Raw genomic sequence first — 13,991 nt, forward strand, 5'->3', positions numbered from 1 at the left:
GATCAACTGCTTGTAACTCATGGTAAATGCTTCTGTTTGTTTGGCGACGATAGAGTACCACCAACAGGCAGTTGATCTCTTCTCACCGTTTAACCATGAGTGGTGCACTTATTATCTGAATTCGGGCCAAGTTAAGAACTGAGTTTTCATAATACCCTCTCTAATTCATGAGCATCTTTGGCTTGAGCGATCATTTCAAGTGCGTCATTAATTTCGGTTAAAGTTTCTTTATCTATTAACGTTATTCGATCTAAATCTATTTTTTCCGGGTTGGATATCCAAGAGACATCATACTTAGCAAGCAATAATGATTGAGCAGACTTTAAATTTTTCTCTGCTTCAGCAAAACCTTTTGACAAATTTAGTTCCATATTAAATCCTTAGCTGAGCATGTTTCTTAAACACATCACCTGTTTTTGGGTTTATAAATAGGCCGTTCATTTCAGCTAAAGATTCTAAAGTGAAATCAGGATTGTTTTTTAGAATTGCGTTTCTTACATCTTCATTTTTTAAAAATACATCTGCAGGAATTGTGAATTGGTTTAAATTCATGGGCTCTACGATTGGTGTTTTTCCTAATTCAGAAATGATATCCATTGCAGACTTCAGCTCCGAGAAAATAGCAAAACCAATGTCATTCATTTCTTGTTTAGTGGTCCCAACCCCATTTTTAATTAGCTCTGGATAAGGCATTAAAAATACATTTAAAGCCTTTTGAATTTGATTTTTAATATCTTTCAATGACATATGTAAAATACCAAGGTCGAATAACTACTTATAATTTACAGCTTGTTTCTAATTAAAAGGCGGGAAAAAAGAGTAAATTTTAAATTTAATCTATTTTTTAAAATGTTTCAGGTTGAAGTGTTTTAAAACCAAGTCCAATTTTTAAAATTGGACTTGGCGAAAAGCGTTATGGTGCAACTGATTCGGTTTTGGTGCACTCCTCCCCTTCTAGGCTCCAACCTGTAGGGCAAGTATTGGTACTTGGAACTTCTTCAGTTTTACTACACTGCTCCCCTGATAAAATATAATCTGTTGGGCAAGAGTAAGTTACAGCGGTAGATGTGGAGCTAACGCAGCTAGTGCCACTTAGTGAGCCACCAGCCGGACATGAGTAAACTAAACTCGCATTCTCTCTCTTATTACATTTCGACCCTGACAAACTATATTGTGACGGGCAAGAGTAAGTCACAGCTGTAGATGTGGAGCTAACACAGCTAGTACCATTTAATTTACCATCAGCCGGACATGAGTAAACTAAATTCGCATTATCTCTCTTGTTACACTTCGACCCTGATAAACTGTATTGTGATGGACAAGAGTAATTATATGAAACTGTTGTTGATTTAACACAGTTAGAGCCACTAGAAGTATATCCACTTGGACAAGAGGCAACTGATGCCACTGATGCAGTAGCCGAACATTCGAATGGATATCGACTTGTGTCGCTTACATATCCTGCAGGGCAACTTTTAGTTGTTGTTTCACCCATGCTGACACCGTTGGAGTAACAATAATATTTCATTGGGTATGACGTTACATCCGGTGAAGCAGTCTGACCTGCCGGACATACGTATACTTTGAAGGCATATTCTTTTCTTTCACACTTAGTTCCATTTAATGTATAACCTGATGGACACGAGTACGCTGGAGTACCATATTCATTTTTCACACAACCAGAACCAGTATTCGAATATCCAGAAGGGCAACTCTTAGATGCATCAATTTGAACATCTTTATAACAACTATTACCGGAACGCGTATATCCAGCAGGGCATGATGAACTTGCAGGCGAGCTCGATGAACCTAGACATAAACCATTTGAGTACGTGGTACCAACTGGGCAATTTTTAGTTGCATCAATTTGAGTGTCTTTATAACAACTACTTCCTGAGCGCGTATATCCAGCGGGGCAAGATGAGCTAGCAGGCGAGCTCGATGAACCCATACATACACCATTTGAATACGTCGTACCTGCAGGGCAATTCTTAGTGGCGTCTACTGTATATGTTTTAGAACAATCTCCCGAACTGAGACTGTACAAATAACCTGATGGACATACTTTAATTGCTGGTTGAGTCGTTGTTCTGTAACACATTCCGCCAGATAAAATGTAACCTTCAGGACATGTTGCCCCTTTGACACTTAGAGTGATGGTATAATTTGCAGCTCCTGATGATCCAACTACCCCTGGGTAAATTGGAATATCTAGTCCGCCAGCTGAGTTAATAGCCTTGTCAAATTGAACAGTTTGCCCTTTTGTTACAGTAATTCCATTTACAACAACAGAGCTTGGTGCGTCACTATGTAACTTAAATGTGATCTGCTGTTCACCAAAAGCCTTATTTCCGTCCAAGGTGTACAATGTTGGTACCTTTATTATTGTAAACGGCTCATCAGCTTTACTACTTAGTAAGCTTTTAGAAGACAGGGTGTTTACAGGTTCAACATTTACTGTGGTTTCAGCTTTAGTGCTGAAAGATATATATACCAAGGCCAGTAGTAATAGTTTACGAAATAGCATTTTAGAACCCAAAGTAAGTTGTTATTCTAAATAGAATTCCTTTTTGAATTTGGTCCAAATTTGAAAATCTATTAAGTTGAGCTTATTAATTTACTTGAAATGGATTTTAGAAATGCCTGAAAAAAAACTATTTTTGACAGATAATTCAGGGAAACTTTAGTGAATTTTTATAACTGAATATAAGATTTGCGGGTTCTCGGACCCGCATAAAAAGTTAAGGCGCGAAAGATTCTACAGTCATGCAGCTATCACCATGCAACTGCCATCCAGTTGGACAAGCCTTTTGGCTATGAGCGGTCTGAGTCAACTTGCAAGATTGATCTAAAAAAACATAATCATCAGGGCAACTATAGGCTGGTTCAGACTCAGTAATGGCAATACATTTATTTCCGTTCAGCTCCGCATTTTCAGGGCATGAGTATATTGAGTCTCCATCTATCTGCTCTCTATTTACACACACATTTAACTGGGGGTTTCCATCAAGATCCCAGCTAATTTCCTGATATGCTCCACCATGCTCACACATATAGCTGGGTTCTTGGTAGTTTGAAGGGTTAACGCAATTTCCATCAATGTATTCGCCCACCACACACTCATAACGGACATTAGCTTTATACATATATGGGTTCTTAAAAATGCATAGATAATTCTGATTATCATAATACTCAAGCCCATCTCCCTCACACCAATCAACCGAAGGTTTCGCGGTTTCCACATCAACAGAGTAAGCTCTTGAGTCAGTGCACTCACCTTCCCCCCACTTATGTAAGGTATATCCTGCTGTGCAAGGTTCATACTCGGCATCATTAGTATCAAGCAGGCCATGAGAAACACATATGCTTTCATGGTTAGGCTTTTTATTCTCTGTATCTTCGATTAGATACACTCGTTCATCATGAGCACAATAAGCCTCCCCAGGGTAATCCTGCACCTTTGAAAAGCACACCTTGTACTTTTCAGACCATACACCAGGGCAAGATACGATTGGATTTGTAACAGTTGATGTAATGCAAACGCCATCTAAATTCTCAGAACCTTCTGAGCAGTAACTAATGCCGGTTCATTAAGCTCTTTGACACATTTATCTTCTGTCTTCAAATAGTCATAACCAGTAGGACAGATGTTTGTAGCATCAATTATAAGCGTTTTTGAGCACATACCATCGGAAAATAAATAATCTTCAGGGCAGCTAGCTCCTTTTACACTTACTGTTATAGTGTAATGCGCTTCACCAGTATAGCCGGTGGCAGCTGGGTATATTGGTATATCCAAACCCCCATCGGCATTAACCTCTTTCAAAAAGTCTATAGTCTGCCCCTTAACTACTTTTTGCTCATTCACAATCACAGCATTTGGGGCAGTATCATGGAGCTTAAAGCTTACTTCTTGCTCTCCATAAGCTACGTTACCTTCAGCCGTATAAAGGGGTGGTATACGAATAATAGAGAGTGGTTCATTAAATCTGCTTTTTAATAGTTGATTAGATGAGAGTGTATTTACTGTATTAACAGTCACCTCTTGTCCTGATAACGCTGCAAAGGGGGAAAAAACAAATAGAAATAGTAAAAACCTATGCAAAATCATTTTGATCTCCACTGAAGTTAATTTATTAATTAAAGCAGCTTGGAAAATGAAATTTACCTAAAAAAAGTGATTTTTATAAAAAGTGCCACCAATATATAAACGTTGTTAAGTGAAAGGGTAACTTAAGAGACAGAATAGCCATTAAAGGTTAAGGAGCATTTATCCTTTCGCAGTTACACTGTCTTTTCGGTAGTAATTATTTTTGAGGGGATGTAATGCTAAGCATATAATGCTTTCGGCTGTCACAATGCTAATACAGTTTTCAAAAAAGATTGAAGGTTAATAATAGCTGAAATCTTTACTCAGTTTTTCCAGTTAAGAAATGAACCCAACCTTTCCATTCACTTTTGTAATGAAGGTTTGGATTTGATGGTATATTAGCAGGCCTACCCCCCTCTTTACTCAGCTCCCTAAATTGTGTCATCGTCTCAACACCCAGTGTACGAGCTATTCGACAAGCTTCATGAAACTCAACGAACCGACCACAACCAGGTGAATTTTTTGGAGCTAAAACTTCTGACCATTTACAGCCATATACATTAGGTGGGCGCTTAGGCATAGACTCTGGAAATTCATCACCTTCACTGGCCTCAAGCCACTCTTTAATTGAAGATAACTTTTTCTCTCGAGCATATCTTGCTGCTTCTGTAATTGATACGTATTTATCTTGGGACATTTGTTTAACGTGTCTGACACATATCTTTCAATTCTACGATCAATTTTTAAAATTTTAAACATTATGAGTTTTTAAAATTCTAATATCATCTATCCCTCGTATTTATTCTTTCTATCGCGCTTTTAGTTAAGAAGGGCTGTACAAGTGTGTTTTGAAAAAATATACCGCCTTTCTTAGACTACAATATCATCTACAAACAACTCCATCGCCATCGCGATCATTCATATACGGATAGGCTGGGTGACCACTATAGACAGGCGTTATTTTATGGTTTCTTGCTTCTTTGCAGCTAATTTTACCATTTTGGTTATCATCATAAATTGACAAGGCACCAGTTGGATAGGACGTATCATAAGTAGTAGGCTGCAAAGATTTAACTTTGCTGTGGTATACCATATCCGTACTAGTACAGTTCATCAGTACAGAGCTTAATGCGTGATATTCATTTAAATCTATACTCAATTTATATTTTTGCTTAACTTGAACAATGCGATTTACGAACCAGCATTTATTTTTTTCTGGCAACCACTCACCGGCATCAAAGCCGCACTTACCTGTTTTACTACATCGATTAACTTTAGGTGAAGCAAGCGTTAAATTCAGTAAGTCAGAGGCGAAGGCTTTTCTTATACTGACAGGAGCTGAGCACAAGCCTGAGTCATGAGCCTCAGAAGTGGCAACAATGTGTTCTATATCGGTTTCGGAATCTGATTCAAAATAGCTACCTGTATATGGTCCATAAACTTGCCCATTCATACTTGCAACAATGGCATCTTCTACATTCTGGTCATACTCATAATCCGCCTTTTTATCATACGCAGAGCAACGATTTTCATCTTTAATAATCAACCCTTGCCAACTTTCATATGCTGGGCCGCCTTGATCTCCTCCACCAGTTACAGCGATTACTTTACTGGGCAAAATAAATGACAACCCAAACAATATGGCGAATTTGTTCATGCAAAAATCCTTTAGTTTCTTCATTAACCCTCTCAAATTTGGGGGTTATACGAATCTTAAATGCTGTCCTGCTGATTTATCAAATTTAAATTTTTTCAAAAATGCGCGTTTTTAAACATCCTGTATCGTTACTTTTGAAATTCAAATTTGGAGAAATGCATGAAAACTTTAAAACGTCACCTATTAATCGCGATCACTGTACTAACAGTTTCAGCATGTTCTAGTAACGGTATTCATGAAAAAATTGAACAGATAGAAGTTGCTCACCAAAAGCAAGTTGATAAAAAAACCGAGAAAATGGACCAACTCATTAATAGTATTCCAGATTGGTACTTAGATGTACCACAATCTGACTCAACAGGTGTATTTGGCGTTGGATTCGGTTCATCAAACAAACCTCCTTTTGCATTAAAAGCAGCCGAGCTCAGAGCTAAATTTGATGTAGCAAAGAGCTTTAAACAGCTTATCTCTGGCCAAGAGCGTTCATATGAAAACCAGACTCTAGATTCAAACCTTGAGACTCAAATTAATATGCTTATTGATTCAATTGTCGAAGAAGTTAGTGTTGCCGGTGCGCAGAGAGTAAAGCGTGAATTGTATAATGTTGATGGAGTAGCAAATGCATATGTTCTTGTAAAAATGCCTTATGAAGAATATAACCGAGCAATACAGTCTTTGCGTGCTAAAACAGTAGAAGAGAAAATGTCTGTTGCATTCGATGAACTTGAAAAGCGACTGCAGAATAGAAAGAGCGATGAACAAAAAGCAATTCAAGCCACTCACCAGCGTGATGTTGAGCTTAAAGAGCTTGAGATCAAAAAAGAGGTAGAGCTACGAAAAGCTGAGCAACCTCAAAGTGAACTACCCAGCGACATCGCTTCGCTCTGATCACTGGGCTTCTACAGTCTAGCTTAACGGCTAGGCTGCTTCTTTTTTCTCAGATCCAAAATCCAACTTCGATAATTCGAAGACTTTCGTTTTAACGGATTGTTTCTCCTGAGATACGGGTGCTACCCTTGCGACGATGCCAGCCGCAATTAAATCTAATTCACCTGTCTTTTCTATGCTCTTAGCCGACGATAGATCACGGTTTTGATGCGTTCCGCAAGCTACACAAGTGAAATACCTATCGTTCAATGTTAAAACATGGTTTTGGCCGCACTCTGAGCAGATCCCTGTGGACTTCTCAAATCGACCAATTTCGTGATACAACTTACCCTCTAACTCAGCTTTGTATTTTGAAAGCTGAGTTATCAGCCCCATTACGTTATCGGCAACCATGCTGCCATTGAACTTTTGCATCGCTTTTACGTTTAAATTTTCAGGGTATACGGATTTAATGGTTGATGGGGCACCTTCACCCCATCAATCTGATACCACCCTCAGATGGTTGATAGATCGACTCCGTAGTTGAGTTCCTCTGCGAAGTCCGGCAGTCTGTAACCGATGGTTTTCTTGTAGAAAGGAGAGACCTTCGCAGTCGGTGCCTTCTTCTTGTACTTCGTGGTGTAGAGCATTCGTGCCCGCATCACCTCGAAGGAGTAACCGCGCCCTTCACGGTTCTTGTCCTTGGCCAGTCGGTTGATGGACTCCGTGTAAGCGTTGGTGACGGGCATGTCCGTCTCGAAGTAGGTCATGGTCTCTTCGCGCCAGTTTCCCACTGCCCTGACCAGATCGCTCCAGACTTCCTTTTGGCCCTTCGGGATGGTGGCTATCCACTCGTCCAGGGCGGCTTCTGCCTGGAGCCGTGTGGTGGCGTCCCAGATGCCGTAGAAGCGCTCCTTGTGCTCGTAGGCGGCCAGCAGTTGCGGGAACGCGCCTGTCCAGGTCTCCATGATGAGGCGCTCCCGGTCTGAGACTTCGTGAGCGCGTTTCAGCAGGATTTTCCGGTCTCCCTTGAGTCCGACTCTGGGACGGTTTCAGCTCCTTTCTGAGGCCCTTGCGCACTCTCTCTAGGGCATCGTTGGCCATGCGCACCACATGGAACTTATCGACCACGATACGGGCCTGGGGCAGCACAGCCTTGACCGCTGCCCGGTAGGGGTTCCACATGTCCATGCTGACGATCTCGACCTTCTGCCGGTCTTTCAGCTTCATCAGGTAGTTGGTCACCACGTCCTGGCGGCGGGTGGCCAGCAGGTCGAGCAGGGTTCGCTCCTCAATGTTGGTCAGAATGCAGCGGTAGCGCTTGTTCAGGTATAGCTCGTCAATGCCCAGGATGCGGGGCGTCTCGAAGCGGTGCCAGTGCCCCAGGAACTCGGCGCGGGCGTTGAAGATGTCGCGCACCGTCTTCTCGTCCAGGCCGGTCTGTGCCGCCACAAAGGTGTAGGGGTGGTTGAAGGATTCCTTCTCCACGTACTCATGCAGCCGCAGTGTCATACGGAATCCGTCCACCATCTCCGGTAGCTGGGGCCTGAATGTTGTCTTGCAGGCCCGGCAGGTGTATCGGCGGCGGACCACCCAGAGAGTGACCCGCTTGCCGTGGATGGGCAGATCACGATAGGGAACGTCACGCTTGCCGAACCGTACGAACTCACCCTGCACGCCGCATTCCTCGCAGGCGATGGGATCGGGCACGTCCACCTGGAAGTGCATTTCGTCGTCGGTTGATTTGCAGCCCAGTACTTGGTATTGCGGCAGGTGAAGGATGTTGTCGGGAAGTTCGGTCATGGTGTTGTATAGGCGTAGGTGTCAGTCAGATCCATCCGACTCGGCATTGGTGTTTGCTTTTTTACCCAACAAGCTGCTGGAAACTAAAAGTAAGGCACCGAGGACAATTGCAATATCAGCCAGGTTGAAGGCCGGCCAATGCCAGTCTCGCCAATAGAAATCAAAGGAATCCACAACATAGCCGCGAAAGACCCGGTCAATCAGGTTGCCCATGGCGCCACCGAGGATAAGACTGTAAGCGATGGCTTCTCCTTTATGACGATTTTCAAGGATCAGCTTGATCAGAAAAATCGAGACCACTACCGCGATTCCGATAAAAAAGTAGCGCTGCCAGCCTCCACCATTCGCAAAAAGACTGAATGCGGCACCGGTATTCCATACGTGTACCCAGTTAAAGAATGAGGTCACTGAAATAGACTCGCCATATGCCATTGATTGTTGCACCAGCCATTTTACGGCCTGATCAGACGCTGCCAGCAGGCCGGAGATGGACAACAGAGCGTACGGTGACAGATGTTTGCCAAAAATGGACATTGCTTAATCCTTGAGCGCCAGAATGCGTCTAGCACCGTTAAGTACAATTACCCCCGCGATGGTGCCGATAATCAGATCCGGATAATTGGACCCGGTCCACGCGACCAGAGCGCCGGCGGTGATGACCCCCAGGTTGATCACCACGTCGTTGGCCGAGAATATCCAGCTTGCCTTCATGTGCGCCCCGCCCTCCCGATGTTTGGATATGAGCAGCAGACAACTGGTATTGGCAATCAATGCGACGAATGCGATAGCCATCATCACCAGCGATTCAGGCTCACTACCGAATACAAAGCGTCTCACCACCTCTATGAGTACGCCCACAGCCAAGATCAGTTGCAGTACACCAGCAAGATGCGCGGCACGTACCTGCATTTTCACGCTATGTCCAACCGCATAAAGGGCAAGCCCGTACACCGCCGCATCGGCAAAATTGTCCAGGGATTCTCCAATCAGGCCGGTGGACCGGGCGATCAGACCGGCAGTCATTTCCACCACGAACAGAAGTGCATTGATGCCGAGCAACCAGCGCAGGGTCCCGGATTCTTGCTTAGCAGAAGCTGCCGAAAACTCGGCGGCCTTGATGGTCTCCGGATTTGCAGCGACGGTTTCCTGAAGCGAGGCGCCTAGCCCCAAGGTCTTCAGTTTCGAGGTGACGGGCTCGACCTCGCCGTCATGCACGACCTTCAGCCGGCGGTTCGACAAGTCGAAGGACAGCGCCCGAATCTCCTCAAAGCCGTTCAGGGCTAGGCGAATCATTCGTTCTTCTGATGGACAGTCCATCTTCGGCACGGCATAAACACTGACCCATCTCCCTGGCGCCTCGGAGGAGGCCTGTATATCGGTATCCGCTGCGGACGTTGCATCAGCGCCACAGGCGCCACCACAGGATTTGCTCATGATACGACTCCACTTGAACAATGTTGTGGTACCATTTTAAACTATAAAGCTACTATAAGGTCAATAGAGTAAATAATCCGTTGGGGAGGAGGCTGATGCGCATTGGTCAGTTGGCGCAGTTGGTAGGGGTCGAAACACAGACGATCCGCTTCTATGAACAGCAGGGCTTGTTGCCGCCGCCTGATCGGCAGGACAACGGTTACCGTGTCTATACCGAGAAGCATGGTGAGGGGCTGGCCTTCATCCGTCGCTGCAGAATCCTGGGCCTGTCACTGGCTGAGATTCACGAACTACAGAGCTATCAGGACGACCCTCATCAGCCTTGTACCGCCGTCAACGCCTTGCTCGATGATCACATCTCTCATGTGCGGTCGCAGATAACCGCTCTGCAAGCGCTTGAGAAACAACTCGTTTCACTGAGAGCGAGTTGCAACGATGACCGGGAAGTTGAGGCGTGTGGGGTTCTTGCTGGAATTAGCGAAGGAAACATGCACCAGCAGTAGGTGAAGCATCAACCAGATAATCCGATGAGATGCCGGTCTGTCTCACTCTCATGCAAAGGTAAGATCAACCATTTAATCCGCTTACCCAATTTTCAAAACACGCTATATCAGTTTCATTGATTATCTGTCGTGAAATTTTGTGCGCAAAGTCGAGCCTTTGCCTTGAGATTTTACCGTGTAGCTTATTGATGCGTTGTTTAGTTTTGTGCCAACGATTTGAGCCTTTGGTTCGACGCGCAAGCTGGCGTTGCAATTGATTTAGCTTCTCTTTTGACTGTTTTAAAAACTTCGGATTATCGGCCACAAATCCGTTCGAACCAACAACCGTTTGCTTTGAGTTGATATCAAAACCAGTGATCTTTTCCAAAACCTGTTTAGCCGTTTTACACTCTACTTCCTGTGTGATGCTGCATCCCCACTTTCCGTGACGATATTGAATAGTTACGGTCTTAATTTTGCTCGCAAGCCCACGATGCAAAACGATTGGCACTTTGCCGACCTTTGGGATGCTTATAGCGTCATTTTCAATTCGAATACAGTTGGAATTATTGACCGCTCGGAAGCTATCATTGTGAAGCCGCTTCCTTTTGTAGGAAACTTTGTGCTTTGGAAAATGCTGCAAACGACCTTTAGAAAATGCATTCTTCATCGCTGTTTCCAAGTCGCGAGCAACCTGCTGAGCAGCAGAATCAAAGGCTTTAATCCAGCTAAATTCCTCGAATGGCTTAATTTCCTTGAGGAGAGAAGCCATATCTTTGTAAAACAGGAATGTTTTATCGTATTCATATCGACGCATATTTTCAGACAACAACAGATTCCAAATGCCACGCGCTGTCGCACCAAACTCAATGAGCTTAACTTCTTGTTCTGGCCTAGGGTTTAGCCTGTAGTTGTATCTGAGCGTCTTTTTCATATACTGTATAGACTACTGTATAAGGCCTAGTTGTCAAGATGGATTATGAAACTAAATCTCACTACAAATATCTAATTGCGCTTCATTTAATTTTGGAGGTTAAGTACAGAAAACCCCTGCTAAACGGAAGGCTGGGTGAGTTTGTAAAGAAAACGGTTTTCGATGTTTCTCTATCATCTGACTTTAGGATCGAAGAGGTTGAGATAGACAAAGATCACATTCATATGCTGATTACAATCGGCACTCGATATTCAGTAGGCCAGCACGCAAGGAGGATTAAGCAAGCCACAACCGCTAAAATCTGGAAATCATTTCCTTATCTGAAAAACCAATTTTGGAAAGAGAAAACATTTTGGTCAGATGGGTACTTTGTGTGTTCTGTAGGGAATGCAAGCGCAGAGACTATACGAAAATATATCCAAGAGCAGGGGTGACACCTATTCATCCCCGCGACATCACTTTGTTCTGATCACGGGGTTTTCTCGGTGAGTTTAGATAAAAAGTAATTTTTTAAAAATATTAGGCTTTTTTTGCCTCTATATGTTGCGTATACCTGTACATTATTAAGCATATATATGGAGGCTGTTATGTTTACAAACCTGAATAAATACTCAAAACATCAAAACTCAAAGTGGTTTATCATTGTCATTTTACTTTGCTCTATTTTATCAATAGTTTATTTGCAAATACGTCATCCCGCTGACAACTCTAGTGTAGAGTCAACTTTTGACTACTCAACTATTATCGATCACTTTAGTGACAAGCTTAACCAAGGTACATTTCTGTTCTCTGAACCGGTTACTTGGAACGGCCGATTTATTCCTGTTGAGAGTTATGCTGGAATAAACCTTAAAAGTTTAAGCAGCGAGCATGCTGATGGTTTAGTTTTATATTGGCTTCATCGTATAAAGTTTGCCTCTACTGAAGAGACTGGTGTCATAAAAGACAGTTTTGAGTCTCTAAAATCATTACATTATGACATCAACGAAGCTAATGTAGAATTCTTAGATTGTAGCCTGACTGAAAAATGTGATTATAAAAAACTTATAAATAACTTCAGCAACTCAGCTTGGGTACCTTTTTGGGCAATGAAGGCAGATATTGAGTATGTTAAGAGCAAAAGTGATGAACTAGATGAGCTTAACATTTCTGCTGTTAGTGACTTAGAGTTTTTCGAGCTTCGTAACAATGCCGATCATGTTGAAATCATACCACCAGCACTTGCTGACTACTTAATAACCATACCTTTTTATCTGAATTGCGAAACCAACAATCAAAAGCTTTTGATGTACTTATACGAGGTCAAAACTAGGTTTCCCCAGCTAAGCACGATAGTTGATGAGTTCATGACTATGGCTTCAGCTAACCAGTGCGAGTTAGTGTAGGAGAGGAATAAAGATTCATACTAAAAGCTACTATCAAGTCCAAATCAAGCTACAACTGAATATTAAAGTATCATACTCTTGTAACTCTCTTCTGGACAAAAACACGTTAGAGTATTTAATCAGTAACGCCCGCATAACGGGCAAATATACGTAGGCTAAACTACCGAGCAACGCGAGGGGAGCCTACGTGTATTTGTCCCTAGCGAGCAAAGCGAGTGTTAATGCGTTTGTTATGTGACGGCCTAATAAAACTACGGAACATATACCATGCCAAACTCATATTTGTAGCCTGAAACTATGGGATAAATTCGACCTTTCAGAACGAGATCACTAACGCCTTCTTCTACAGTACATAAATCGATGATTAAATCCCAATAATCACCTTGCCATTGATAGCATGAACGTTCCCAACATTCAGTAGATAACGCCTTTAGACAACAACCATATTCAAGAACATTTTCTCTATTAAACTCGGCCAAATCACTAGATTGAAGAGTGATGTATTCCGAGACATTGTGGAGTTCGAAATTATCTTTGGTTAATTGAATAACCACTTTGCAAATGGAGTCTTTCCATACTTCCGGTATTGAATGTTCCTTTTCCAAATCTTTTAAAGGCAAATGCATTCTTCGTCATCCTTGAGTCACATAACATTTTAGTATTTATGCGACACGCAGTTTGTGTTGCATAATCGCTTGTTGGACTGAGCCGCTACCTGCTCGGTGTGTCAGAGTTGGTGTTGTTTATGCTATGGGAATTTGCTTTTTCTGGCCTAAGCGATATCAAGCCAACGTTACTGGCGAGCCTATCGCATCTAAGCTATCCCTGCTTTACTCAGCGTTTATTATGCTTCCATTACACCTAAATTTGCCTTAAGAAGCAATTATATTTTTACGCACACAGAGGTCGTTAGCCTGAGCAATTAAGCAGGTTAACTCATTGATTTTAAGCAGCAAGCAAGGCTGCTAACTCGTTCGCACTATTTCATTTGTTGGCGTATCTGAATTCATCACACCAATAAATCGTAAAATACCCACCTTGCATGACTGACAAAACCAATGCGGTACCAATGATTCTGTTTCTGGCTTTGCCTGCACTAGTTTGCATTTGTGTGTTGATTGAGCCTTTATTAACGCTAACTTTCGCTTGCGACACGCATTAGCTAAAAAACCGTAGTGGCGAATGCGCATAAACCCTTTAGGCAATACATGTTGCCCGAATTCAGATAATAAGTGCACCACTCATGGTTAAACGGTGAGAAGAGATCAACTGCCTGTTGGTGGTACTCTATCGTCGCCAAACAAACAGAAGCATTTACCATGAGTTACAAGCAGTTGAT

17 protein-coding genes and 1 pseudogene are annotated in these 13,991 nt (G+C 42.7%); 4 read left to right on the forward strand and 14 right to left on the reverse strand.

Annotation, left to right across the window (positions count from 1 at the left end; translation table 11 throughout):
* Window positions 1-146: 146 nt before the first annotated feature.
* The 7 genes from ABMY41_RS19900 to ABMY41_RS19930 all read right to left on the reverse strand — a co-directional run bounded on the left by ABMY41_RS19900 (window position 147) and on the right by ABMY41_RS19930 (window position 5,747).
* A complete protein-coding gene (locus tag ABMY41_RS19900) occupies window positions 147-371 on the reverse strand; it encodes a hypothetical protein (RefSeq protein ID WP_063530268.1) in 225 nt (74 codons plus the stop codon).
* A gap of 1 nt (window position 372) precedes the next feature.
* Window positions 373-747, reverse strand: coding sequence for a hypothetical protein (locus tag ABMY41_RS19905; RefSeq protein WP_063530267.1), 375 nt, complete (start codon window positions 745-747; stop codon window positions 373-375).
* A gap of 166 nt (window positions 748-913) precedes the next feature.
* Window positions 914-2,527 (reverse strand): hypothetical protein, encoded by a 1,614-nt coding sequence (locus ABMY41_RS19910; RefSeq protein ID WP_199524870.1) that lies wholly within the window; start codon window positions 2,525-2,527, stop codon window positions 914-916.
* A 214-nt stretch (window positions 2,528-2,741) separates the two neighbouring features.
* Entirely contained in the window at window positions 2,742-3,458 is a 717-nt protein-coding gene (locus tag ABMY41_RS19915; protein ID WP_349276024.1) for a hypothetical protein, read from the reverse strand.
* A gap of 89 nt (window positions 3,459-3,547) precedes the next feature.
* The gene (locus ABMY41_RS19920; RefSeq protein ID WP_349276026.1) at window positions 3,548-4,111 is read right to left on the reverse strand and encodes a hypothetical protein; all 564 of its coding nucleotides are present in this window, start codon (window positions 4,109-4,111) and stop codon (window positions 3,548-3,550) included.
* Window positions 4,112-4,409: 298 nt separating this feature from the next.
* Window positions 4,410-4,787: a hypothetical protein gene (locus ABMY41_RS19925; protein ID WP_055022345.1), complete on the reverse strand. Its 378-nt coding sequence runs from the start codon at window positions 4,785-4,787 to the stop codon at window positions 4,410-4,412.
* Between the two features lie 186 nt (window positions 4,788-4,973).
* Window positions 4,974-5,747, reverse strand: a complete 774-nt coding sequence (locus ABMY41_RS19930) for an excalibur calcium-binding domain-containing protein (RefSeq protein WP_063529957.1) — start codon at window positions 5,745-5,747, stop codon at window positions 4,974-4,976.
* 159 nt (window positions 5,748-5,906) lie between these two features.
* Between ABMY41_RS19930 and ABMY41_RS19935 the strand changes: the two genes are divergently transcribed.
* Entirely contained in the window at window positions 5,907-6,635 is a 729-nt protein-coding gene (locus tag ABMY41_RS19935; RefSeq protein ID WP_063529958.1) for a hypothetical protein, read from the forward strand.
* Between the two features lie 30 nt (window positions 6,636-6,665).
* On the opposite strand, the gene ABMY41_RS19940 is transcribed toward ABMY41_RS19935, so the two are convergent.
* From ABMY41_RS19940 to ABMY41_RS19955, 4 genes and pseudogenes are all read right to left on the reverse strand, one after another.
* The gene (locus ABMY41_RS19940; RefSeq protein ID WP_063528624.1) at window positions 6,666-7,049 is read right to left on the reverse strand and encodes a zinc ribbon domain-containing protein; all 384 of its coding nucleotides are present in this window, start codon (window positions 7,047-7,049) and stop codon (window positions 6,666-6,668) included.
* 80 nt (window positions 7,050-7,129) lie between these two features.
* Window positions 7,130-8,417, reverse strand: a pseudogene (locus ABMY41_RS19945) (ISL3-like element ISPpu12 family transposase).
* A 21-nt stretch (window positions 8,418-8,438) separates the two neighbouring features.
* Window positions 8,439-8,951, reverse strand: a complete 513-nt coding sequence (gene lspA, locus ABMY41_RS19950) for a signal peptidase II (RefSeq protein ID WP_004813174.1) — start codon at window positions 8,949-8,951, stop codon at window positions 8,439-8,441.
* A 3-nt stretch (window positions 8,952-8,954) separates the two neighbouring features.
* Window positions 8,955-9,851 (reverse strand): cation transporter, encoded by an 897-nt coding sequence (locus tag ABMY41_RS19955; protein ID WP_063529117.1) that lies wholly within the window; start codon window positions 9,849-9,851, stop codon window positions 8,955-8,957.
* Window positions 9,852-9,946: 95 nt separating this feature from the next.
* Here ABMY41_RS19955 and cadR point away from each other — a divergent pair, with 95 nt between their 5' ends.
* Window positions 9,947-10,354, forward strand: a complete 408-nt coding sequence (gene cadR / locus ABMY41_RS19960; RefSeq protein WP_004364961.1) for a Cd(II)/Pb(II)-responsive transcriptional regulator — start codon at window positions 9,947-9,949, stop codon at window positions 10,352-10,354.
* 64 nt (window positions 10,355-10,418) lie between these two features.
* Here the strand turns inward: cadR and ABMY41_RS19965 are convergent, their stop codons facing one another.
* Window positions 10,419-11,267 carry a transposase gene (locus tag ABMY41_RS19965; protein WP_235374234.1) on the reverse strand — a complete coding sequence of 283 codons (849 nt, stop codon included), beginning with the start codon at window positions 11,265-11,267 and terminating at the stop codon, window positions 10,419-10,421.
* Between the two features lie 38 nt (window positions 11,268-11,305).
* Here ABMY41_RS19965 and tnpA point away from each other — a divergent pair, with 38 nt between their 5' ends.
* Both tnpA and ABMY41_RS19975 read left to right on the forward strand, forming a co-directional pair.
* Window positions 11,306-11,701 carry an IS200/IS605 family transposase gene (tnpA, locus tag ABMY41_RS19970; RefSeq protein ID WP_138558981.1) on the forward strand — a complete coding sequence of 132 codons (396 nt, stop codon included), beginning with the start codon at window positions 11,306-11,308 and terminating at the stop codon, window positions 11,699-11,701.
* 153 nt (window positions 11,702-11,854) lie between these two features.
* Window positions 11,855-12,652 carry a hypothetical protein gene (locus ABMY41_RS19975; protein WP_063529910.1) on the forward strand — a complete coding sequence of 266 codons (798 nt, stop codon included), beginning with the start codon at window positions 11,855-11,857 and terminating at the stop codon, window positions 12,650-12,652.
* A gap of 251 nt (window positions 12,653-12,903) precedes the next feature.
* Here ABMY41_RS19975 and ABMY41_RS19980 read toward each other — a convergent pair whose 3' ends face one another.
* Together ABMY41_RS19980 and ABMY41_RS19985 are read right to left on the reverse strand one after the other, a co-directional pair.
* On the reverse strand, window positions 12,904-13,278 hold the full coding sequence (locus tag ABMY41_RS19980; RefSeq protein WP_058584486.1) for a hypothetical protein: 375 nt from the start codon (window positions 13,276-13,278) through the stop codon (window positions 12,904-12,906).
* A gap of 339 nt (window positions 13,279-13,617) precedes the next feature.
* Window positions 13,618-13,893 (reverse strand): transposase, encoded by a 276-nt coding sequence (locus ABMY41_RS19985; protein ID WP_328250367.1) that lies wholly within the window; start codon window positions 13,891-13,893, stop codon window positions 13,618-13,620.
* Window positions 13,894-13,991 lie beyond the last annotated feature (98 nt).

Origin of the sequence: Pseudoalteromonas sp. BZA4, assembly GCF_040104395.1 — a bacterium.
Taxonomy (GTDB): domain Bacteria; phylum Pseudomonadota; class Gammaproteobacteria; order Enterobacterales; family Alteromonadaceae; genus Pseudoalteromonas.

Bases quoted from the DNA above. Each gene is read 5' to 3' on its own strand.
- ABMY41_RS19900 (WP_063530268.1), bottom strand. From the start codon at position 371: ATGGAACTAAATTTGTCAAAAGGTTTTGCTGAAGCAGAGAAAAATTTA.
- ABMY41_RS19905 (WP_063530267.1), bottom strand. From the start codon at position 747: ATGTCATTGAAAGATATTAAAAATCAAATTCAAAAGGCTTTAAATGTA.
- ABMY41_RS19910 (WP_199524870.1), bottom strand. From the start codon at position 2,527: ATGCTATTTCGTAAACTATTACTACTGGCCTTGGTATATATATCTTTC.
- ABMY41_RS19920 (WP_349276026.1), bottom strand. From the start codon at position 4,111: ATGATTTTGCATAGGTTTTTACTATTTCTATTTGTTTTTTCCCCCTTT.
- ABMY41_RS19925 (WP_055022345.1), bottom strand. From the start codon at position 4,787: ATGTCCCAAGATAAATACGTATCAATTACAGAAGCAGCAAGATATGCT.
- ABMY41_RS19930 (WP_063529957.1), bottom strand. From the start codon at position 5,747: ATGAACAAATTCGCCATATTGTTTGGGTTGTCATTTATTTTGCCCAGT.
- ABMY41_RS19935 (WP_063529958.1), top strand. From the start codon at position 5,907: ATGAAAACTTTAAAACGTCACCTATTAATCGCGATCACTGTACTAACA.
- ABMY41_RS19940 (WP_063528624.1), bottom strand. From the start codon at position 7,049: ATGCAAAAGTTCAATGGCAGCATGGTTGCCGATAACGTAATGGGGCTG.
- lspA (WP_004813174.1), bottom strand. From the start codon at position 8,951: ATGTCCATTTTTGGCAAACATCTGTCACCGTACGCTCTGTTGTCCATC.
- ABMY41_RS19955 (WP_063529117.1), bottom strand. From the start codon at position 9,851: ATGAGCAAATCCTGTGGTGGCGCCTGTGGCGCTGATGCAACGTCCGCA.
- cadR (WP_004364961.1), top strand. From the start codon at position 9,947: ATGCGCATTGGTCAGTTGGCGCAGTTGGTAGGGGTCGAAACACAGACG.
- ABMY41_RS19965 (WP_235374234.1), bottom strand. From the start codon at position 11,267: ATGAAAAAGACGCTCAGATACAACTACAGGCTAAACCCTAGGCCAGAA.
- tnpA (WP_138558981.1), top strand. From the start codon at position 11,306: ATGGATTATGAAACTAAATCTCACTACAAATATCTAATTGCGCTTCAT.
- ABMY41_RS19975 (WP_063529910.1), top strand. From the start codon at position 11,855: ATGTTTACAAACCTGAATAAATACTCAAAACATCAAAACTCAAAGTGG.
- ABMY41_RS19980 (WP_058584486.1), bottom strand. From the start codon at position 13,278: ATGCATTTGCCTTTAAAAGATTTGGAAAAGGAACATTCAATACCGGAA.